Annotated in this window: 18 protein-coding genes; 9 read left to right on the forward strand and 9 right to left on the reverse strand. The window is 52.8% G+C overall.

What is annotated here, in order from left to right:
- Positions 1-69: 69 nt before the first annotated feature.
- On the reverse strand, positions 70-1,161 hold the full coding sequence (ychF, locus tag SGBXF1_RS09995; protein ID WP_186428299.1) for a redox-regulated ATPase YchF: 1,092 nt from the start codon (positions 1,159-1,161) through the stop codon (positions 70-72).
- 1,097 nt (positions 1,162-2,258) lie between these two features.
- Between ychF and SGBXF1_RS10000 the strand changes: the two genes are divergently transcribed.
- Positions 2,259-3,788, forward strand: a complete 1,530-nt coding sequence (locus SGBXF1_RS10000) for a SulP family inorganic anion transporter (RefSeq protein WP_186428300.1) — start codon at positions 2,259-2,261, stop codon at positions 3,786-3,788.
- A 43-nt stretch (positions 3,789-3,831) separates the two neighbouring features.
- On the opposite strand, the gene pth is transcribed toward SGBXF1_RS10000, so the two are convergent.
- Complete coding sequence (gene pth, locus SGBXF1_RS10005; RefSeq protein WP_061807756.1) at positions 3,832-4,422, reverse strand: aminoacyl-tRNA hydrolase; 591 nt, start codon at positions 4,420-4,422, stop codon at positions 3,832-3,834.
- Between the two features lie 312 nt (positions 4,423-4,734).
- Between pth and ychH the strand changes: the two genes are divergently transcribed.
- The gene (gene ychH, locus SGBXF1_RS10010; RefSeq protein WP_037420452.1) at positions 4,735-5,013 is read left to right on the forward strand and encodes a stress-induced protein YchH; all 279 of its coding nucleotides are present in this window, start codon (positions 4,735-4,737) and stop codon (positions 5,011-5,013) included.
- Between the two features lie 185 nt (positions 5,014-5,198).
- Here ychH and prs read toward each other — a convergent pair whose 3' ends face one another.
- The 3 genes from prs to lolB form a co-directional block, all read right to left on the reverse strand.
- A complete protein-coding gene (prs, locus tag SGBXF1_RS10015; protein ID WP_012006410.1) occupies positions 5,199-6,146 on the reverse strand; it encodes a ribose-phosphate diphosphokinase in 948 nt (315 codons plus the stop codon).
- Between the two features lie 172 nt (positions 6,147-6,318).
- Positions 6,319-7,185, reverse strand: a complete 867-nt coding sequence (gene ispE, locus SGBXF1_RS10020; RefSeq protein WP_186428301.1) for a 4-(cytidine 5'-diphospho)-2-C-methyl-D-erythritol kinase — start codon at positions 7,183-7,185, stop codon at positions 6,319-6,321.
- On the reverse strand, positions 7,182-7,805 hold the full coding sequence (gene lolB, locus SGBXF1_RS10025) for a lipoprotein insertase outer membrane protein LolB (protein WP_037420458.1): 624 nt from the start codon (positions 7,803-7,805) through the stop codon (positions 7,182-7,184). Before lolB ends, ispE begins: the two co-directional genes overlap by 4 nt.
- Positions 7,806-8,519: 714 nt before the next feature.
- Between lolB and hemA the strand changes: the two genes are divergently transcribed.
- From hemA to kdsA, 6 genes are all read left to right on the forward strand, one after another.
- Complete coding sequence (gene hemA, locus SGBXF1_RS10030; protein ID WP_037420462.1) at positions 8,520-9,782, forward strand: glutamyl-tRNA reductase; 1,263 nt, start codon at positions 8,520-8,522, stop codon at positions 9,780-9,782.
- A 31-nt stretch (positions 9,783-9,813) separates the two neighbouring features.
- Positions 9,814-10,899, forward strand: coding sequence for a peptide chain release factor 1 (gene prfA / locus SGBXF1_RS10035; protein WP_037420465.1), 1,086 nt, complete (start codon positions 9,814-9,816; stop codon positions 10,897-10,899).
- A complete protein-coding gene (gene prmC, locus SGBXF1_RS10040) occupies positions 10,899-11,735 on the forward strand; it encodes a peptide chain release factor N(5)-glutamine methyltransferase (protein ID WP_186428302.1) in 837 nt (278 codons plus the stop codon). Before prfA ends, prmC begins: the two co-directional genes overlap by 1 nt.
- 175 nt (positions 11,736-11,910) lie before the next feature.
- On the forward strand, positions 11,911-12,309 hold the full coding sequence (locus SGBXF1_RS10045) for a SirB2 family protein (RefSeq protein ID WP_061807633.1): 399 nt from the start codon (positions 11,911-11,913) through the stop codon (positions 12,307-12,309).
- Positions 12,306-13,115, forward strand: coding sequence for an invasion regulator SirB1 (gene sirB1 / locus SGBXF1_RS10050; protein WP_037420474.1), 810 nt, complete (start codon positions 12,306-12,308; stop codon positions 13,113-13,115). The genes SGBXF1_RS10045 and sirB1 overlap by 4 nt, the downstream gene beginning before the upstream one ends.
- Positions 13,116-13,148: 33 nt before the next feature.
- Positions 13,149-14,003, forward strand: a complete 855-nt coding sequence (kdsA, locus tag SGBXF1_RS10055) for a 3-deoxy-8-phosphooctulonate synthase (protein WP_037420478.1) — start codon at positions 13,149-13,151, stop codon at positions 14,001-14,003.
- Positions 14,004-14,052: 49 nt separating this feature from the next.
- Here kdsA and dauA read toward each other — a convergent pair whose 3' ends face one another.
- Both dauA and SGBXF1_RS10065 read right to left on the reverse strand, forming a co-directional pair.
- Complete coding sequence (gene dauA, locus SGBXF1_RS10060) at positions 14,053-15,741, reverse strand: C4-dicarboxylic acid transporter DauA (RefSeq protein WP_037420481.1); 1,689 nt, start codon at positions 15,739-15,741, stop codon at positions 14,053-14,055.
- A gap of 231 nt (positions 15,742-15,972) precedes the next feature.
- Complete coding sequence (locus SGBXF1_RS10065; protein ID WP_130380312.1) at positions 15,973-16,458, reverse strand: heme-degrading domain-containing protein; 486 nt, start codon at positions 16,456-16,458, stop codon at positions 15,973-15,975.
- 200 nt (positions 16,459-16,658) lie between these two features.
- Between SGBXF1_RS10065 and SGBXF1_RS10070 the strand changes: the two genes are divergently transcribed.
- Entirely contained in the window at positions 16,659-17,759 is a 1,101-nt protein-coding gene (locus SGBXF1_RS10070) for a GGDEF domain-containing protein (protein ID WP_186428303.1), read from the forward strand.
- 33 nt (positions 17,760-17,792) lie between these two features.
- Here the strand turns inward: SGBXF1_RS10070 and mfd are convergent, their stop codons facing one another.
- Positions 17,793-21,275, reverse strand: coding sequence for a transcription-repair coupling factor (gene mfd, locus SGBXF1_RS10075; RefSeq protein WP_186428304.1), 3,483 nt, complete (start codon positions 21,273-21,275; stop codon positions 17,793-17,795).
- Between the two features lie 151 nt (positions 21,276-21,426).
- A complete protein-coding gene (locus SGBXF1_RS10080) occupies positions 21,427-22,410 on the reverse strand; it encodes a threo-3-hydroxy-L-aspartate ammonia-lyase (protein WP_130380318.1) in 984 nt (327 codons plus the stop codon).
- Between the last annotated feature and the right edge of the window lie 70 nt (positions 22,411-22,480).

Consider the following 22,480-nt stretch of genomic DNA (forward strand, 5'->3'; position numbering starts at 1 on the left):
ACACCACCGCATAAAACAAAAAATCCACGCCGGGGCGTGGATTTTAGAGTTTGCTTCAGAAGACGAGGTTTAGACGTTGAACAAGAAGTTCATCACGTCGCCATCTTTAACGATGTAATCTTTACCTTCTGAACGCATCTTGCCGGCTTCTTTAGCACCTTGTTCACCTTTGTAGGTGATGAAGTCTTCAAATGCGATGGTTTGTGCGCGGATGAAGCCTTTCTCGAAGTCGGTGTGGATCTTACCGGCTGCCTGCGGTGCGGTAGCGCCAACAGGGATGGTCCAGGCGCGGACTTCTTTCACACCAGCGGTGAAGTAGGTTTGCAGGTTCAGCAGTTCATAACCAGCGCGGATAACACGGTTCAGACCCGGCTCTTCCAGGCCCAGTTCTGCCATGAATTCTGCACGGTCTTCGTCATCCAGCTCGGCGATATCTGATTCCACAGCAGCACACACGGCAACCACGACAGAACCTTCACTGGCGGCGATTTCACGCACTTTATCCAGGTATGGGTTGTTCTCGAAGCCATCTTCGTTGACGTTGGCGATATACATGGTTGGCTTGAGCGTCAGGAAGCTCAGGTAGCGGATTGCCGCTTTATCTTCTTCGGTCAGGTCCAGCGCACGCAGCATACCGGCGTTTTCCAGCTGTGGCAGGCATTTTTCCAGTGCGGCCAGTTCGGCTTTCGCGTCTTTGTCGCCGCCTTTAGCTTTTTTCTGCACACGGTGAATAGCACGTTCGCACGTGTCGAGATCCGACAGTGCCAGCTCGGTGTTGATGACGTCAATGTCGTCAGCCGGGTCAACTTTGTTGTTAACGTGAATGATGTTGTCATTTTCAAAGCAACGAACCACATGGCCGATCGCTTCTGTTTCGCGGATGTTGGTCAGGAATTGGTTGCCCAGGCCTTCACCTTTGGACGCGCCTTTAACCAGGCCAGCGATGTCAACGAATTCCATGGTGGTTGGCAGGATGCGCTGTGGCTTAACGATCTCGGCCAGTTGGTCCAGACGCGGATCGGGCATCGGTACCACACCGGTGTTAGGTTCAATGGTACAGAACGGGAAGTTGGCTGCTTCGATACCCGCTTTGGTCAACGCGTTGAACAGGGTGGATTTGCCTACGTTAGGCAGGCCGACGATACCGCATTTGAATCCCATGTTGTTATCACCTTAAATATCTTAACTATCAGCCGGTTAGGTTTAACCCACTGCATAAAGGACGAAATAATGGCGCCATTATACACGTAATGGCCGTTTTTCTCGATCTGGCTGTGTATCTAAGGGAAATGTGCTGGCGCAGCCGGTGAGTTATTGATGTTTGAACACGTCGAGCCGGTTTTTTCACCTGGAATCTGGCTGAACAGGGTGCTTGTCACCGGTTTTGTTGGCGGTACAAAGCTTGTTACGCATTGTTGATGGACCTTAATTTACTTATATGGGGCTTGCAGAATGTGCTGTTTCCGGCGCATTGAACTATTACCGCGCGCTATTGTATTTATCTTTGGTTCGTTATTTTTAAATTTAATAATTCGACCAGTTGGTTAATAGAACCATTCATATATCATTTATAAAAATAGTTAAAACGTTGTTGTTATTCAATCAAGTAACGCACTGGTTTTTATTGATTATTTATTGTTGTCCGCGTTGTTATTTTGAGTTAGGGTTTTTAATTGTTCTTGATTGATTATTTATAGGTATTCACATAATGAATGGATTCTGTATTTTTATATTGCCACTGTTACTATTATTACTGTCATTCTTTTCTTTTTTTATTCACCGGAGGAATGTAAGGAGGCGAGCGCTATCACCGCGGTCCCGCTATTACATAACGAGAAGGACGCGGATGAAGAATTTGAGGGGATAAAATCCATGGGTTACTTCAACCTACAACGTTGATCCCTCCTGACATTATGAAACCCAGGCTGAAGGTAATCGCGCAGCTTGGGTCGAGAATTCAGTTAATCGTTTTCTATCGGCACATGCAATTTAATCCACCGCAAAGCAGGAGATATCAGAGCCCATTTTTCTCGCGCTGACGGTGTGGTGGGGATAAATGCAGCAACCCAGCCGGTTTTTTATTGAGATTTGGATCACATTTACACATACTGACACTTCTGATTAACCTACAGGAAACGTGTCGGATGTACTTCTTGCCCAGTCCACCATGAGTTGCCCCCTCCTGAGGTTTGCCGCGCCATGCGGTTCTGCTTCCCGTGCTTCGGGAATGTGTTTTATTTGTCAGAAGTGATTATTCCATGTTTAACCTGAACAATTTCAGGCTGTCAGCCGTCAAGAACGAGATGCTGGCGGGCTTTGTAGTGGCAGTGTCAATGATCCCGGAAGCGGTCGGCTTTTCATTGGTCGCGGGACTTTCTCCCATCGTCGGATTGCACACCGCGTTTATTATCGGTCTGGTGACCGCACTGTTTGGTGGCAAGCCGGGCATGGTGTCGGGCGCGGCTGGTTCGATAGTGGTTGTATTGATGAGTCTGGCTGCACAACAGGGTATGGCATATGTGTTGTGGGCAACGATTTTCGCCGGGGTTATCCAAATTCTGATCGGGGTGTTCCGACTGGGTAAATTTATTCGCCTGGTGCCACTGCCTGCTATCCACGGTTTTGTGAATGGCTTGGCGATCGTCATTATGTTGGCACAATTGCATATGATTGCGGGGCAGGGGCTGCTGATGTACGGGCTGGTGGCCCTGGCGATCCTGGTGGTGGTGTTATTCCCGCGGTTAACGCGGGCTATCCCAGCGTCGTTAGCGGCGCTAATCGTGGTTTCGGCTCTGGCGATTGGGTTTAATCTGCATACATTACGGGTTGGTGATCTGGCGGATATCTCCGGCGCGTTGCCACATTTCAGCCTGCCGATGGCACCTTTCAACCTGGAAATGCTGAAAGTAGTCTTGCCGTACGCTGTGGTTATCGCACTGGTGGGATTGATTGAGTCGCTGCTGACCATGACAGTGCTTGATGAAATGGGCGGTAAGAAGGGTAATGGCAACCGTGAGAGTATCGCCCAAGGTGCGGGTAATACCCTGTGCGGTTTGTTTGGCTGTTTTGCCGGCTGTGCGATGATTGGTCAGTCGATCATCAACTTCACCTCTGGCGGTCGTGGACGCATTTCTGGTGTCGTCGGTGCGGTACTGCTGATCCTTTTTGTCGTCAGTCTGTCTGGCTATATCGGCCTGCTGCCGGTCGCGGCACTGGCCGGAGTGATGCTGGTGGTGTGCTACAACACCTTTGAATGGAGTTCACTGCGTCGCTTACGCCGAATGCCGAAAGCGGATGCGTTAGTGATGCTATTGGTCACCTTGATTACTATCTTTACCGATCTGGCGATGGCGGTGATCAGTGGGGTAATTATCTCGGCGCTGGTGTTTGCCTGGCAGCAGGCGCGTATACGTGTGCGCCAACATCAGGTAGAAGGCGAGGTCGCCGTATATCAGTTGGACGGCCCACTGTTCTTTGGTTCCACCGCGGCCTTTTCCGACTTGTTCGATCCCAAAAATGATCCGCAAAATGTAGTACTGGATTTTGCCGGCACCCGGGTGATGGATTCCAGTGGGGTAGAAGCCATTGATAAGCTGACGGCCCGTTATCTGGCTGCGGGAAAAACCATTCGGTTACGCCACTTGAGCAGTGACTGCGTGCGTTTGTTGAAACAAGCCGGCCCGTTTTGCAGTCATGAATTGGATGATCCGCAATATTATGTGGCGGAGGAGGGTTATCAAACCGACGACGAGAGTGTTGGTGAAGAAACCTTCAAATTGAGAACCTAACACAGTCAGCAGCGGGCGAAATGCCCGCTGCAATCACTTACTATCAGGCTTGTGCCTTGAAACTGTGCAGACGGCGAACGGTTTTCTCCAATCCGTCCGTCAGCAAGAGCTCTGTGCAACGCGCCGCTTCATCGATTGCTTCATCAATCATTTTCTGCTCGCTGGCCGGTGGTTTGCCGAGTACGAAACCCACCACCTTGTTTTTATCACCCGGATGGCCAATACCGATACGCAGGCGATAGAAGTTCGGGTTATTACCAAACTTATTTTGAATATCTTTGAGCCCGTTGTGGCCGCCGTTGCCGCCACCCAGTTTGATTTTTGCGACACCGGGAGGGATATCCAATTCATCATGGGCCACCAGGATTTCGTCCGGCTCAATGCGGTAGAAATTGGCCATGGCCAACACAGCTTTGCCACTGAGGTTCATAAAGGTGGTAGGCACCAGCAGGCGTACGTCATTGCCCGCCAGGTTCAGCCGGGCGGTGTAGCCGAAGAATTTGCTCTCTTCCTTCAACTGCTGGTTGTGGCGCTGGGCCAGTAAATCGACGTACCAGGCACCGGCATTGTGGCGCGTTTGGGCATATTCGGCGCCTGGATTCGCCAGGCCGACTATCAATTTAATACTGCTCACTGGGAAATTCGCTTTGATCGACATAGTGGAAAGGGCATTAGTCTACCTTTCCAGGCACCGAATGACAAAATCCTGATGTACCTTCCGCACCGATGTGCCGTTATCGATAGAAGAAAGAATAATTCATTAGCGGAACCATTCAATTTGTTAGCTAATGACTCGAATAAGGTAAAGATTTGTCATGTTTTCTTTACCATTTGTGATCACTTCCTCAATCATCTTGTCGGGCCAGAGGCTATACTCAACTTATCAAAGTGGGTTAACCAGTTACTGAGTTATCCCAGTTGGCAAATGGCACTATGGAGGTGGCATATGAAACGCAGAAACGCGGACAGAATGGGCAACTTTTTTATGGGGCTGGGGCTGATCGTCATGGTCGGCGGCGTCGGATACACCATTGTTGCTGAAGTATCTCAGTTCAATTTACCGCAATTTTTCGCCCATGGCGCAATCATGAGTATTTTCGTGGGGGCGTTGTTATGGCTGGTCGGTGCCCGTATTGGCGGTCGTGAGCAGGTTGCAGATCGCTACTGGTGGGTAAAACACTTTGATAAACGTTGCCGTAACGATAATCATCGTCCGTCACATTGATTAAAAAGATAAAAGGGAGCTGGCACTACGGCAAAGGATATCTGCCGCGCATTAAGGTCTAAGGTCATGTTCGACTACCCGTAGAAAACCCGTTGTTGCTTATGCACCAACGGGTTTTTCTTTTTCTGCTATCGGGCAACTCATCAAGACGATGCGGCAGGGCGCCGCACCGAAAAGAGAAGTGATTAATGCTCGAACATCGCAGAAATTGACTCTTCATTGCTGATACGGCGGATGGCTTCAGCCAACATGCCAGACAGCGTCAGAGTACGTACGTTTTTCAGTGCTTTGATTTCTGCTGACAACGGAATGGTGTCGCAGACAATCACTTCATCAATCACCGAGTTCCTGATGTTTTCCACCGCGTTACCGGAGAAGATCGGGTGCGTCGCGTAGGCAAATACGCGTTTGGCACCGCGTTCTTTCAACGCTTCAGCTGCTTTACATAAGGTACCACCGGTATCGATCATGTCGTCAACCAGCACGCAGTCACGGCCTGCCACGTCACCAATAATGTGCATCACCTGAGAAACGTTCGCACGTGGGCGGCGTTTATCGATGATAGCCATGTCGGTATCGTTAAGCAGTTTGGCGATAGCGCGGGCGCGCACTACGCCGCCGATGTCTGGGGAAACCACGATTGGGTTCTCCAGGTTCTGTTGCAACATGTCTTCCAGCAGGATCGGGCTACCGAACACGTTATCTACCGGAACATCGAAGAAGCCTTGGATCTGTTCAGCGTGCAGATCCACCGTCAAAACGCGGTCAACCCCTACACTGGAGAGGAAATCGGCTACAACTTTGGCCGTGATTGGCACACGAGCAGAACGCACGCGGCGATCTTGGCGGGCATAACCGAAATAAGGGATAACAGCAGTAATACGACCTGCGGAGGCGCGACGCAGGGCATCTACCATAACAACCAGTTCCATCAGGTTGTCGTTGGTAGGGGCACAGGTGGACTGGATGATGAAAATATCACCGCCGCGTACATTTTCGTTGATTTGCACGCTCACTTCGCCGTCGCTAAAACGACCTACAGCGGCGTCACCAAGGCTGGTGTACAAACGGTTGGCAATACGTTGTGCTAGTTCCGGGGTGGCGTTACCAGCAAAAAGCTTCATATCAGGCACGAGAAGAACCTCAGGCATGCGTCCAGAGAAGATATTGTCATTCGGCCTCCGCTAAGGGGCAGTTAGCGACGCCGGCGCAATATCATACGGGTGTGTAAAAAAACAATTTGAACCGCAGCGGCGCAGGGATTACAGGGCCAGGTGTGAACGACTCTGCGCAGCGAAACGAGAACTACGGTTCAATCTGCCCGGAACGAATGCGATGTAGTGGAGAGACGTTAACGCCACGCGCTACAAAACCACGTATCCACTCCGGGGCTTGATTTAACACCTGACGGGCGGCGGTTTCTGTGTCGAATTCAGCAAACACACAAGCACCTGTGCCAGTCAGGCGTGACGGCGCGTATTCTAACAGCCAAGAAACAAGCTGTTCAACCTCGCGAAAACGTTTTCTTGCTATTGGTTCGCAATCATTTGCGTAAGTTGCCTGTAACAGCACATTTAACGGGCGAACCGGGGTATCTCTTTTTAAATCGACATCACCAAAAATGATCGGGGTGGGGATGTTGACGCCTGGATGAGCAACCAAATACCACTTTTCTTGTGGGTTCGCCGGTTGTAACTGCTCACCGATGCCTTCAGCAAAGGCGGCATGGCCCCGAACGAAAACCGGTACATCGGCGCCGAGGGTTAGCCCCAGCTCCGCTAATTGGTCATCACTCAAGCCGCAGTGCCACAGTTCATTTAACGCCACCAAGACCGTAGCCGCATTGGAGGAACCCCCTCCGAGGCCGCCACCCATTGGCAGACGCTTATCGATACTGATGTCAGCACCGCGCGGGGCGGTGTTCAGTCCGTGACTGTCGCAATACTGCTGCAATAGCCGAGCAGCACGGACGATCAGGTTTTGCTCGTCCGGCACGCCTGCGACAGGGGTCAGCAGGCGGATATTGTCATCCTGCCGTACGTCGATAGTCAGCGTGTCGCCGTAATCCAAAAATTGGAACAGCGTCTGCAGTAGATGATAACCGTCGGCACGTTGCCCGGTGATGTATAAAAACAGATTGAGTTTAGCTGGCGCTGGCCACTGGCGGATCATTTGAGTGTCCAATTATCCATTTTCAATTTGATGCGCTGGTCACCCTGTTTCAGCTCGAGGCGGCTTGGTAACTGTGGTGTGAGGCTGTTGTTGTAATCCTGGTAGTCCACGGTCCAGGTCTGGTTGCCTTGTTGGTAACTCAGTGAATTCAAGCGGTACTGGTCATCCAGCTTGAAGTCGCTGGCCTCACCTGGCAGGCCGAGCATCCATTGACGCAGGTTGTCCAGTGGAATGGCCATACCGGTCAGCTTGCGGATCATCTCTTCGGCGTTATCACTGACATAGCGCTTGCCCTGGTTATCGGTCAATTGCACCACGTTTTTCTGTACGTTGAGATCAAGCTCAGTGCTGCCAAGCGGGTTGGTCAGCAGCAGGCGATAACGTTCCGGGGAATACTGTTGCCAGAAGAAACGTGCATAGACTTTTTTCTGGTCTGACAGATAAGCAAAAGAGCCACGGGTCTGATACTGATCCAGCTGTTGCACCGCTTGTTCGTGGGCACGCCACTGTGGTGACGTCGGGCTGGTAGCTGGACCAGTCGGCTTGGTGGTAGTACAGGCCGCCAGCACCAGGCTGGCCAGCGGGATCAGGCGTAGCAAACTAACTTTGCGTATTGGCATAACTTTCTCTTGTCCTTTTGTCCTTACGGGCACGCACAGCGAAACCGTGGTATCACCATTTACGCTAGCGGGACTGCGCAGGCGCGTCAATTTTTTGCAGCATCACGTTGAATATTCCCGGCTTTGTCACGGCTATGTGGCTCGGGATTATGCGCAGTGTTTGTTGTTAAGATTAACACAATCACTCAACCATGCCGCTGCACGCACAAGAATATCTCTGGGTAAGCCTATTGCTTGCCGTTGGCGTTTAGTTGATGTCGCGAACTGTATGATGTGGGTGTTTATCGCCGGGAGGACACTCGAATATGAAGCTTTCAGTACGGATCATTATTTCGTTGTTATGCTTTGCGGGCTCTGCATTTTTCTACCTTCAGGCTAAACATGTTTTTTGCCAACAGGTCTCATTCCTTTTAGATCCTACCTTTCGTTGCGGTACTTTGGGCTGGTAAGCACCGGATGTTTGATAGCTACCGCCATACTCAGAGTGCATGTTTTACCCAATACTGTGCGGAATATCGCATACTGCACTAAAATTCAGTATGTAATGTCGCCAAATTATTATTTATCTCACTGTATTTATTACCGATTAATCAATTGATGCTGACTATTTCAGCGATTGAACGGAAGATGCGGTTGTGACTTTTATTGATCCCGCGCATCAAGTAGAATGCCGTTCAACGAGAACCCGTACCAAAAGAAGTATTACTCGAAGCAATGACCCTGCTGGCGTTAGGTATAAATCACAAAACCGCTCCGGTTTCTCTGCGTGAAAGGGTGACCTTCTCTCCAGAGTCAATCGAACAGGCGCTGACCAGCTTGCTCCAACAACCGTTGGTGCAGGGCGGTGTCGTGTTGTCTACCTGCAACCGTACCGAGCTTTATCTTAGCGTGGAGCAACAGGAACATATTCACGAACAGCTGGTTGCCTGGCTGTGTGAGTACCACCATCTGCGCCCGGAAGAAGTGAGTAAAAGCCTGTATTGGCACCACGGCAATGACGCGGTTAGCCATCTGATGCGTGTGGCCAGTGGGTTGGATTCATTGGTACTGGGCGAGCCGCAGATCCTCGGGCAGGTAAAAAAAGCCTTTGCCGAATCACAACGCGGTCAGTCACTGTCTGGTGAGCTTGAGCGTCTGTTCCAAAAATCCTTCTCTGTTGCCAAACGCGTGCGCACCGAAACCGAAATTGGTGCCAGTGCTGTATCTGTGGCTTTTGCCGCCTGTACTTTGGCTCGACAAATCTTCGAATCGCTTGCTGAACTGAATGTGCTGCTCGTCGGCGCAGGTGAGACGATAGAGCTGGTGGCGCGTCATCTGCGTGAGCATAAAGTACGGCACATGATTATCGCCAACCGTACCCGCGAGCGCGCCCAACTGTTGGCGGATGAAGTCGGGGCAGAAGTCATTACGCTGCCGGAAATCGACGAGCGTTTGGCTGACGCCGACATTATTATCAGCTCAACTGCCAGCCCGCTGCCGATCATCGGTAAAGGGATGGTGGAACGAGCGCTGAAAGCGCGCCGTAACCAGCCAATGCTATTGGTGGATATCGCCGTACCTCGCGATATTGAACCTGAAGTGGGCAAGCTGGCTAACGCCTATTTGTACAGCGTGGACGATCTGCACGCCATCATTCAAAGCAATCTGGCGCAGCGCAAGGCCGCGGCAGTGCAGGCGGAGTCGATCGTTCAGCAAGAAAGCACCAACTTTATGGCCTGGCTGCGCTCACAGGGCGCGGTGGAAACTATCCGCGATTATCGTTCGCAGGCCGACCAGATCCGTGCAGAAATGGAAGCCAAAGCGTTGGCTGCCATTGCGCAAGGCGCCGATGTGGAACAGGTTATTCACGAACTGGCCCACCGGCTGACCAACCGCCTTATTCATGCCCCTACCAAATCCCTCCAACAGGCCGCCGGCGATGGCGACGTGGAGCGGTTGCAATTATTACGCGACAGCCTCGGGCTGGATCAGCATTAGTTTTCTCTTTTAACAGGGTTTAATACCACGCATGAAGCCTTCTATTGTTGCCAAACTGGAAGCGTTACAAGAGCGCCATGAAGAAGTGCAGGCGCTGCTCGGCGATGCCGGCGTTATTGCCGACCAAGATCGGTTCCGCGCGTTGTCGCGCGAATATGCACAGCTGACCGACGTTAGCCGCTGTTTCCTGGAATGGCGTCAGGTGCAGGACGACCTGGCAACGGCGGAAATGATGCTGGACGATCCTGAAATGCGCGAAATGGCGCAGGAAGAGCTGAAGCAGGCCAAGGCGGCGACGGAAGAGTTGGAGCAACAGTTGCAGCTGCTACTGTTGCCGAAAGATCCGGATGACGAGCGCGATTGTTTCCTGGAAGTCCGTGCTGGTACCGGCGGTGACGAAGCGGCAATCTTTGCCGGTGATTTGTTCCGTATGTACAGCCGTTATGCCGAAACGCGTCGCTGGCGCGTTGAGATCATGAGCGCCAACGAAGGCGAGCATGGCGGCTATAAAGAAGTGATTGCCAAGGTTTCTGGCGATGGTGTTTTCGGTCAATTGAAATTTGAATCCGGCGGCCACCGCGTACAGCGTGTGCCGGAAACCGAGTCGCAGGGGCGTATTCATACCTCGGCCTGCACCGTGGCTGTAATGCCTGCCGTGCCGGAAGCTGAACTGCCGGAGATCAACGCAGGCGATCTGAAAATCGACACTTTCCGCTCTTCTGGTGCCGGTGGTCAGCACGTTAACACCACCGACTCGGCAATTCGTATTACTCACTTGCCGACCGGCATTGTGGTGGAATGCCAAGACGAGCGTTCACAGCACAAAAACAAAGCCAAGGCGATGTCAGTGCTGGGTGCACGTATTCGTGCAGCCGAGATGGCCAAACGCCAGCAGGCGGAGGCATCAACACGCCGAAACCTGTTGGGGAGCGGCGATCGTTCCGATCGCAACCGGACCTACAATTTCCCGCAGGGGCGAGTGACCGACCACCGTATCAACCTGACGCTGTACCGTCTGGATGAAGTAATGGAAGGCAAACTGGACATGTTGATCCAGCCGATTGTGCAGGAATACCAAGCCGACCAGCTTGCTGCGCTGTCCGCTGAGCCTGAGTAATGGATTATCAATCCTGGCTGAAGGCGGCGGTTGCCCGGCTGACGCAAAGTGAAAGTGCCCGGCGTGATGCCGAAATCCTCTTGGGTTTCGTGACTGGCCGGGCCAGAACTTTCCTGATGGCGTTTGGTGAAACATTACTGACGCAACAACAGCAGGAACAGTTGGAAAGGCTGCTGGCGCGCCGCGAACGTGGCGAGCCGGTGGCGTATCTGGTCGGCGAACGTGAGTTTTGGTCGCTGCCGCTGTCAGTCTCGCCGGCCACTTTGATCCCTCGTCCAGACACTGAATGTTTGGTAGAACTGGCGTTGGAGCGTCTACCGCCGTCCTCTTGCACCATCCTCGATCTCGGCACCGGCACTGGCGCCATTGCGCTGGCGCTGGCTAGTGAACGCCCGGACTGCAGCGTGACGGGCGTTGATTTGCAGCCTGAAGCCGTGGCGCTGGCACAGCATAATGCGCAGAAGCTGACGATCGCCAACGTGCAATTTCTTCAGGGTAGTTGGTTTGCGCCACTGACCGGGCAAACTTTCGCTTTGATCGCCAGCAATCCTCCGTACATTGACGCAGCCGATCCACACTTGGCGCAAGGTGACGTACGTTTTGAGCCTAGTAGTGCGCTGGTCGCGCAGCAGCATGGATTGGCGGATTTGTCCGCTATCGTGCAACAGGCACCACAGCATTTGCAGCCACAGGGCTGGCTTTTGCTTGAACACGGTTGGCAGCAAGGTGAGAGCGTACGTGCACTGCTGCAGGCCGCCGGTTTTATTTCGATCGCCACTCGCCGTGACTATGGTGACAACGATCGCGTGACGTTTGGCCAATGGCCGCAGCAGTAACTGAAAACCAACAAGACGCTAGCCTCGGGCTTTCAAGTTGTTACCCGGCAGCAAGTTTGCTCGCCTCCTGATGTTGGCTCAGGTAAGCCACTGGGATGCGTGAGCGTAGGTAATAACGCCGCAGCTTGAAAGACGGCGGGTATAAGCACACAGCGAATAAATCAAAGGAAGCAATATGGCAGTCTACTCGGCGTTAAAACATCTGCATTTGTTGACGGTAACCATCAGTATTGTCTTGTTTGTATTGCGTTTCTTCTGGAAGTGGCGTAATTCGGCTATGATGAACAAGCGCTGGGTGAAGATAACACCGCACATAAATGATACGGTGTTGTTTGCCAGTGGCATTGCGTTGGTCGTGATGTTCAAGCTTTATCCGCTGTTGGGTATGGACTCATGGCTGACCGAGAAGCTGTTTGGCGTTATTATCTATATCCTGCTTGGCTACGTCGCATTGGGCAAGAAGACCAAAAGCCAGAACCTACGCACACTGGCGTTTGTGCTGGCGTTAGGCTGTCTGTACCTGATAATTAAACTTGCCACGACGAAAATACCGTTTCTGATGGGATACTTATGAGTAGCATTGCTGATTTTGAATTTAACACCTCGCTGCTGAGCGAGGGCGTGATCCTGGTATCGCAGTCCGTACGGCGTGATTTCCCCGCCGTCGAGGTCGAACGTAAGCTGCAACAGCTGGTCGACGACGCGCGAGCGGCAGTGCCGCAGGATCTCAGCCAGGAACAGCAACTGGACGCGCTCATTGAATTGTTCTTCAAAACCTGGGGTTTTGGTGGTGCCAGCGGTGTGTATCGTCTGTCTGACGCTATCTGGTTGGATAAAGTGCTGGAAGGGCGCCAGGGTACGCCGGTTTCACTGGGCACCATTTTCCTGCATATTGCCGCGCATTTGGATTTACCGCTATTGCCGGTGATTTTCCCCACTCAGCTGATCCTGCGGGCAGACTGGCTGGATGACGAAATGTGGCTGATCAACCCGCTCAACGGCGAGACGCTGAACGAACACCAACTGGAAGTGTGGATCAAGGGCAACCTGGGTCTGGCCTCCGAGTTGGAAGACGATGATCTCGATGAGTCAGAAAACGTCATGGTGGTGCGTAAGATGCTGGATACGCTGAAAGCTGCCTTGATGGAAGAAAAACAGATGGAAATGGCACTACGCGCCAGCGAAACGGTACTGTGCTTCGATCCGGATGATCCTTACGAAATTCGCGATCGCGGGCTGATTTACGCCCAACTGGAATGTAACCATATCGCCATTTCCGATCTCAACTATTTTGTCGAACAGTGCCCTGAAGATCCGGTCAGCGAAGTGATCAAAATACAGATCCACTCGATTGAACCGAAACAGGTCACGCTGCATTAATTCATTTGATTTAACATCAACAAAGGCGAAAGCATGAAACAGAAAGTGGTTAGCATTGGTGACATCAACGTAGCGAACGATCTGCCGTTTGTGCTGTTTGGCGGTATGAACGTGCTGGAATCGCGTGATTTGGCGATGCGCATCTGCGAACACTACGTCACCGTGACGCAAAAACTGGGTATCCCTTACGTTTTCAAAGCCTCTTTTGATAAAGCAAACCGTTCTTCTATCCACTCGTACCGTGGTCCGGGTCTGGAAGAAGGGATGAAAATTTTCGAAGAAATCAAAAAAACCTTCGGCGTGAAAACCATCACTGACGTGCACGAAGCGTCACAAGCGCAGCCCGTGTCCGAAGTGGTTGACGTTATCCAGTTGCCGGCTTTCCTGGCACGCCAGACTGATCTGGTGGAAGCGATGGCGAAGACCGGCGCAGTGATCAACGTCAAGAAGCCTCAGTTCGTTAGCCCAGGCCAAATGGGTAATATCGTCGACAAGTTCAAGGAAGGCGGTAACGACCAGGTAATTTTGTGCGATCGCGGCAGTAACTTTGGTTACGATAACCTGGTCGTCGACATGCTGGGCATCAACGTGATGAAAAACGTCACAGGTGGCCACCCGGTGATCTTTGACGTCACCCATGCGCTGCAAACCCGTGATCCATTTGGCGCGGCTTCCGGTGGCCGTCGTGCGCAGGTTGCTGAGTTGGCGCGTGCTGGTATGGCGGTTGGCCTGGCTGGGCTGTTTATTGAAGCGCACCCAGAGCCAAATAGCGCCAAGTGTGATGGTCCGTCTGCGTTGCCGCTGGACAAGCTGGAGCCGTTCCTGGTACAGATGAAAGCCATCGACGATCTGGTGAAGAGTTTCCCAGAGCTCGATACCAGCAACTAAGCGAGTTTTCTCGTAGTAAAAAGCCCGACGTGTCGGGCTTTTTTGTTTTTTAGCGTTCTAGCGCTGCCAGCGCCTCGGGTAGCGTTGCGTAGAAATGCAGTTTCCCTTCAATCGGTTGTACCCGTGCCCGCGCCAGCGTTTTCAATGGCTGGAATGGCATGTCGGTGATCGCCAATTGCTTGCCTGGCGGCAGGGCTTCGATAAAACGCTGTAGGGCATCTAAACCACCGGCGTCCAATACGGGTACTGCATCCCACTGCAACACAATCACGTCATAGTTCTCGCTGCGCACCAGCAATTCATTGAAAATGCGCTCAGCGGCGGCGAAGAACAGCGGGCCATTCACACGCAGCACCAGACGGCCGTTTTCGGCGCTCAGTTCGCTCAGGCGGGTCATGCGTGCAATACGTCGCATGAACAGCAATGAAGCCAGCACGATACCCACAGTGATGGCAATCACCATATCAAACAGAACGGTCAGTGACATGCACAGCAGCATCACCAGAATGTCGTCTTTCGGTGCCCGTCGTAGTAGGTAAACGACCTTATGCGCCTCGCTCATGTTCCAGGCGACCATCAGCAACAATGATGCCATTGCGGCCAGTGGCAGCCAGGACAACCAGGGTGCCAGCACCAATAGTGCCAGTAACACCAGCAGCGCGTGGATAATGGCAGATACCGGCGAAGTAGCCCCTGCGCGCACGTTGGCCGCAGAGCGCGCGATTGCTGCGGTGGCGGTAATGCCACCAAAGAACGGCGCGATGATATTGCCGGCACCTTGGCCAATCAGTTCGGTATTAGAGTTGTGTTTCTTACCGGTCATACCGTCTAACACGACAGCACACAACAGGGATTCTATAGCGCCCAGCATGGCCATGGAAAACGCAGCAGGCAGCAAAGCGGAGATAGTTTGCCAGTTCAGGGCCATTGGTTTGCCATCGCCGGCGGGCAGATCCCACGGGAGCATCAATTGCGGCAGGATAGGCGGGATACCTTGGCCCTGAGTGCCGTCAGCCAATAGATAACTGAAACGTGAGCCGATAGTTGCTACGGGGTGATCAAACATCGCCAGAACGCCCATGACCGCTGTACCTGCCAACAACGCCGGCAAATGACCGGGCACCCGTAGACCGAGTTTCGGCCAGAATATCAGAATCAGCAGGGTCACTGCGCCGATCAGCGTATCGCCTATATCTAACGTAGGCAACGCTTGTACCAGCGCGTAAACCTTACCTACATAGTGTTCCGGCACCACTGCCAAGTGCAGGCCGAAGAAATCCTTCACCTGCATAGTTGCAATGGTAATGGCGATGCCGGAAGTAAAACCCAGCGTCACAGACAGAGGAATATATTCAATAAGCCGACCGAAGCGGGCTAATCCCATAAGCACTAAAAACAACCCGGAAAGCAGGGTGGCGATTAGCAACCCAGAGAGCCCGAACTGCTGGGAGACGGGGTACAGGATCACCACGAAGGCGGCAGTAGGACCGGACACGCTGTAGCGTGAACCACCACTGATGGCGATCACAATCCCGGCGACGGCCGACGTATAAAGTCCATATTGTGGGGGGACGCCGCTGGCAATCGCCAGTGCCATCGCCAAAGGGATGGCGATAATGCCGACAGTAACGCCTGCAATGGCGTCTTTAAGCAGGCGTTGCAGAGAGTAAGGTTCCCGCCAGCAGGCATCTATCAGCGCGCTGAACGGCCGGATGCCGTTAATTTCATGCGTTTTCATCTAAGGTGTAAACCAAGTCTATAAAAGAGAACGGAATGGCGGGCCGGAAAAGGTCCGTCTCGAATAGCTGATAGACACCATACGCCTGTTAGGGCAACGATTCATAGATGTACATCAATGCGGTGCTAAAAATCGGAGTTATACTCTTTCAGATTGAAGAATTGACACCAGATATTAGGCTGGCCGTGGTTTAAACGGCCATTCTAAATAGAATAAGTCTACTTTCATCCCTTAATGGACTACTGGCAGGGATAACCCGAGAAAGTGGGCTAAGGTACCAACCAGCAGATTATGGTCTTCCCGTTGTGGCGCGCCAGAAATGCTGATGGTGCCGATGCAACCGAGACCCGTTAAATTGACAGGAAAGGCGCCGCCATGAACCGAATAGTCGCGAACGCTCAGACCGTATCGTTCTTCCAGTGTTGATTGCCGCTGCTGCAGGCGCAGACCAATTGCATAAGAGCTTTTGTGGAAGTGGTTTACCACGTTGCGTTTACGCCGTACCCAGTCAGCAATATCGGGCGTGGTGCCTGGCATGGCATAGTAAAAGAGAGTCTGCCCTGCAAGCTGTATCTCTATGGCGATCGACAGGCGGCGTTGTTCCGCGGCAGATTTCAGTGCGGCCCCCAGTTCCCAGGCAGTATTATGATCAAAATGGTTAAAGGTTAACGCCGTTTCCTGTTCAGTAAGCGCGTGCAATTCATCATCAGTGTTCATTGTTGTCACCCCTCATTTGGTCGCTAACAGACTATCCTGAACCGGACACATGGGATAGATACCTTGGAAATAACATAGAACTGCTAATCTATTATTAATCTGGGTAATATCTCCGATGCTGAGCTGGATGAGACAGGGATTGGTTCTCAACATTTTTTGTTTAATCACCCTGTGATTCTCGTGGAGCATAGCGAATATTTATGACTTACGTTGCGTCAATTCCCACCCTGTATAGTGACGCTTGCATTACCTATGCCACACTGTCCATCAGCTATTTTGCTCTCAGCAAGAACGCCCCTTTTTCCTATCATTCCGAGCTATGGAAACGTCTGCTCTTTGGCGCACTGGCAGGCCTGGCGGTTCTTTTTCTAAATCAGGATAGATTAGAGTTGGTCGGTGACGTGCATTACAGCTTCGTGATGATCCCAATGATATTGGTGACGTTTTATGGTGGTGCCGTCAGTGGGTTCGCCTGTTATCTGATGTCGCTGATTTTCAGCGGGGGCTTTACTGTCGATAACCTGTTTATCGGCTCGATCATCATTCCATTATTGCTGTCGCGAGTTTGGCGGAGAAAATCGAATCGGGTGTTCTATCTCACCATTTGCCTCATTGCGCTGTATCGCATCGCGGTAGTCTGGTTTTTTGTGGATATGCGGGTGCTGTGGCCAGATGTGTTGCTGTACCAGGCTATTTCCGCCCTGTGTCTGGCCATTTGCTACCATGCGATCAACTTCAAAGAGCGGCACATTCATGCCTATTTCTCTATGCGTGATAAAGCCACCATCGACAGCCTTACCCATCTCAGTAACCGCGCCAGTGTGGACTACCGACTGATGCTGCAACAGGTGGAGCGTCGACCTTGTGGGTTGATGATTCTCGATTTGGATGATTTCAAACATATCAACGATACCTATGGCCATTTGGTTGGGGACGTGCTGTTGGCGCGAGTGGGTACGTTGTTAAAAAGCAGCGTACGCAGCGAAGATTTCGTCGGCCGCTATGGCGGTGAGGAGTTTATTGTTATTACGGCCAATTACGATCCAGCGACGATTGATGGCGTCGCAGAACGTATTCGCCGCAGCGTGGAAGCCACCACGTTTCTACTGGATGACGGCGGTGAGGCACACATCACGGTTTCTATCGGTGCGTCGCTGTATCTGCCCGGTATGGCGGTCGATAAGGCGATAGAGGTCACGGATGAAGCGCTATATGACGCCAAACGCAAAGGGAAAAATCAGGTGGTGTGCAGCCGGTTGATGCAGTTTTCACCGCTTGGTGCAGGCTTCCGCCGCGAATGATCCCCCTCCTGATATTCACAGGAGGGGAAAGGGTCAGGCTGCCAACGTATGCTCGCGGAATGCGGTCAGTAACTCCTCGGTAAACTTCAGGCGTTTCTGGCGGTCGGTCAAATCCAGCATAAATTTCAGCTTGGTTGGCCCATCCAGACGATAGATTTGTGGATTACTCTGTAGCAGACCAATCAAATAACCCGGGTCAACCAGGTTCTTCTCGCCAAACTCAATAAACCCGCCGCGTTCATTGCCTTCTATGCGTTTTATGCCCAGTTTTTGGGCATGTTGACGCAGAGCCGCACATTGCAGCAGGTTACGTGCTGGATCGGGCAGCAGACCGAAGCGGTCAATCAGCTCCACTTTCAGTTCTTCCAATTCACCGTCGTTTTTCGCACTGGCAATACGTTTATAGAACGACAGACGGGTGTTAACGTCGGGAATGAAATCATCCGGCAGCAGGGCAGGCATACGCAGCTCCACTTCCGTTTGGTTGCTGGTGAGGTCTTCGAGCGACGGCTCACGTCCGTGCTTAAGCGCATCAACTGCACTTTCCAACAGTTCCATATACAGTGAAAAACCAACGGTGGTCATCTGGCCACTCTGATCTTCACCCAGCAGTTCGCCCGCGCCACGAATCTCCAGATCGTGAGTGGCTAACGCAAAGCCGGCACCCAAATCTTCCAGCGACGCGATGGCCTCCAGACGTTTATGGGCGTCGGTGCTCATTGCTTTCGGATTCGGCGTCAGCAAATAGGCGTAGGCTTGATGGTGTGAACGCCCGACGCGGCCGCGTAGCTGATGCAACTGCGCGAGACCAAAGCGATCCGCCCGCTCAATGATAATGGTATTGGCGCTGGGGATATCGATGCCGGTTTCGATAATGGTGGTACAGACCAACACGTTGAAACGCTGGTGGTGGAAGTCGTTCATCACCCGTTCCAGATCGCGTTCACGCATCTGGCCGTGACCGATAGCGATACGCGCTTCTGGTACCAACTCGGCCAGTTTTTCTGCTGCTTTTTCGATGTTTTCTACATCGTTGTACAGGTAGTAAACCTGACCCCCACGCAATACTTCGCGCAGGATTGCTTCGCGCACGACCAAACTGTCGTACTCGCGGACAAAGGTTTTTACTGCCAGGCGACGGGCAGGTGGGGTAGCGATAATTGACAGGTCACGCATGCCACTCATGGCCATGTTCAGCGTACGCGGGATAGGTGTGGCAGTCAGCGTCAGAATATCTACGTCGGCGCGCATTGCTTTAATACGCTCTTTATGGCGAACACCGAAGCGGTGCTCTTCGTCGACGATCAACAGCCCCAGATCTTTCCAGCGCAGTTCGCTTTGCAGCAATTTGTGGGTACCAATGATGATGTCAACTTTACCATCGACGGCATCGTCCATCACTTGCTGCTGCTCTTTAGCGCTGCGGAAGCGTGACATCATCTCAATGCGGATTGGCCAGGTTGCGAAGCGATCGCGGAAGTTGTCAAAATGCTGCTGCGCCAGCAGGGTTGTCGGCACCAATACCGCAACTTGTTTGCCGTTTTCAACAGCCAGAAACGCGGCGCGCATTGCCACTTCGGTTTTGCCGAAGCCGACATCACCACACACCAACCTGTCCATGGCTAAGGGTTGGCACATGTCGCTCAGTACGGCGTTGATCGCCTGTTCCTGATCGGGGGTGGTTTCAAACGGGAAGCTCTGACAGAACAGCTGATATTGCTCACGGTTATGTTTAAACGCGAAGCCGGTTTTGGCAGCGCGTTGGGCATAGATATCCAGCAGCTCTGCCGCCACGTCCCGTACCCGCTCGGCCGCTTTCTGTCGTGCGCGTGACCAGGCATCACCACCCAGTTTATGCAGCGGGGCATTTTCGTCTGCGCCTCCCGCATAACGGCTGATAAGGTGTAATGAAGAAACTGGCACATACAGCTTGTCTTCACCGGCATAAGACAGGATCAAGTATTCGGCCTTGATGCCACCGGCTTCCAGCGTGGTTAAACCCACGTAGCGCCCGACGCCATGCTCCAGATGCACTACCGGCTGGCCGGGATGCAGTTCCGCCAGGTTGCGGATCAGAACATCGGTATTAATGGTGCGGCGGTTGTCTTGTCGACGGCGGCTGACGCGTTCGCCGAGCAGATCGCTTTCGCAGATCAGGGCCCGGTTGCGCATACCATCGAGGAAACCGCGCTCGGAGGCACCGACCATCATGTAACGGCCTGCTGGCTCGGCTTGATCGAGATGTTGGATCAACGAGGTGCCGAGCTTGATACGGCCTAGCAGGTCTTGCAACGTTTCACGGCGGCCTTCACTTTCGACCGAGAAAATAACGCTGCCGTCAAAGCTTTCAATAAAGCGGCGCAGATTATCCAGCGGTGCTTTTTGCTGCGCCTGCACGGCCAGATCGGGCAATGCGCGGTAATCCAGATTGGTGTTACCGGCTTTGGCTGGCAGCTCTTCGGTTTTTAGCGCCATGCGCGGCCAGGCTTTCAATTCGCTAAACAGCGTATCGACCCGAAGCCACAGACTGTCAGGTGACAGCAGTGGCCGCATTGGATCGACGCGGCGGCTCTCGTAACGTTGGTTAACGTCCAGCCAGAAACGTTCGGCGGCGCTTTCCAGATTGCCGGTATTGACGATCAGTGTATTGCCTGGCAGATAGCTGAACAGCGATGGCAGCGGTTGATTGAAGAACAGGGGTTGCCAATATTCGATACCGGCTGGCCAGGTCCCTTTACTCACCTGTTGATAAATATGTTCGGCGTCGCGGCGGACTTCAAACTGTTCACGCCATTGACTGCGGAACAGTTCGATAGCGTTTTTATCGGTCGGGAATTCATGCGCTGGCAGCAGGTTGATGGCGTCGACTTCGCTCAGTGTGCGTTGGTTGTCGACATCAAAGGTGCGCAGACTGTCGATTTCATCGTCGAAGAAATCGATGCGGTAGGGTTCTTCGCTACCCATTGGAAACAGATCAAGCAATGCGCCGCGGGTGGCGAACTCACCGTGCTCCATCACTTGATCGACACTGCGGTAGCCCGCTTGCTCGAGTTGGGCACGCAGTTTGTCGCGCGACAGGCGCTGGCCTTTTTTCATTACCAGCGCATGGCCGTGCAGGAACTCGTGTGGGCAAACACGCTGCATCAGGGTATTGACCGGCAGGATAATGACGCCGCGCACCATGGTCGGCAGGTGGTACAGGCTCGACAGACGCGCGGAGATAATTTCCTGATGTGGCGAGAAGCTGTCGTAGGGGAGGGTTTCCCAGTCTGACAGTGTCGTCACCATTTGATCGGTAAACTGCTGGATTTCGTCGCGCAGCCGCAGCGCATTTTGCATGTCCGGGGCGATCAACATCACCGGCCCGTTATGTCGTTCGATGATCTCGGCGCACTCTACGGCGCAGGCCGAGCCGGTCAGTTGCCCCAACTGGCGCAAATCGCCTGCACGCTCAGGCAAAGAATAACGGGAGGTTGTTGAGGATGCAGAACGCTTAGGGTTATCGGAGATGCTCATTAAGGTATCTTTAATCAATGTGTTAAATTTCGCCCCGGCACAAATAACACCGCGCCTTTACCCGGTAATACTAGCCCACTGGGCACTAAACTGACATAGGTAAAAGCGCAATGCGGCGGTCTATTGGCGTATGTTTAACCACCTGATGGCATTATTCTTGCGCCGCTATGGCGAGATAGTCGGCGATTTTGTCGACGTCAACATTACCGCCACTGACGATCACACCGACCTTTTTGCCGCGCAAATCGAGCAGCGAATTCATTGCTGCCGCTGCGGCCAGGCAACCTGTCGGCTCGACCACCATTTTCATCCGTTCCATGAAGAAGCGCATCTGCCGACATAACTGTGGGTCGCTGACCGTCAGGATATCCTCGACGTACTGCTGAATGATTGGGAAGGTCAGCGCGCCCACCTGTTGAGTCTGTGCGCCGTCGGCGATGGTTTTCGGTACCGGGATCTGTACCGGTTGGCCGCTACGAAATGCCTGTTGCACATCGTTGCCCGCCTGTGGCTCAACCCCGAACACCCGACAGTTTGGTGACCAATGTTTTGCTGCAACCGCGCTACCGGCCAACAGGCCACCGCCACCGGTACATACCAACAGCACATCCAGTGGCCCGATTTCCTCAATCAGTTCTTTGGTGGCGGTACCCTGGCCGGCGATCACTTGCGGGTAATCATAGGGTGGTACTACCGTCAGGCCGTGTTCGGCAGCCAGCCGCTGGGTAATGGCTTCGCGGTCTTCACTGTGGCGCTGGTAAATCACCACGTTGGCACCGTAACCGCGGGTTGCTGCCAGTTTGGTTGCCGGTGCGTCGTGTGGCATCACAATGGTCACATTGACCCCAAGTTCTCGCGCTGCCAGTGCCATTGCCTGAGCGTGATTGCCTGAGGAAAACGCAATCACGCCCGCTTTGCGTTGCGCAGCACTCAATTGGGCAATGGCGTTGTAAGCCCCGCGAAACTTGAAGGCACCCACACGTTGGAAATTCTCGCACTTGAAGAACAGTTGAGCACCGGTGAGATGGTCAGCTTGCTGAGAGGTCATCACGGGTGTTCGGATGGCATGTCCAGCCAGGATTTCTGCAGCGGTAGAAATATCGGCGGCGGTGATACAGTGTGGGGTTGAACTCATTGTGGCCTCGCGCAGGTGAAAGGTTGATTGATTACCCGAAGATTTTAATTTACTCTTTGTAAAGTTATTG

This window comes from Serratia grimesii, from assembly GCF_900186025.1.
In the GTDB taxonomy this organism is placed as follows: Bacteria; Pseudomonadota; Gammaproteobacteria; order Enterobacterales; family Enterobacteriaceae; genus Serratia; species Serratia grimesii.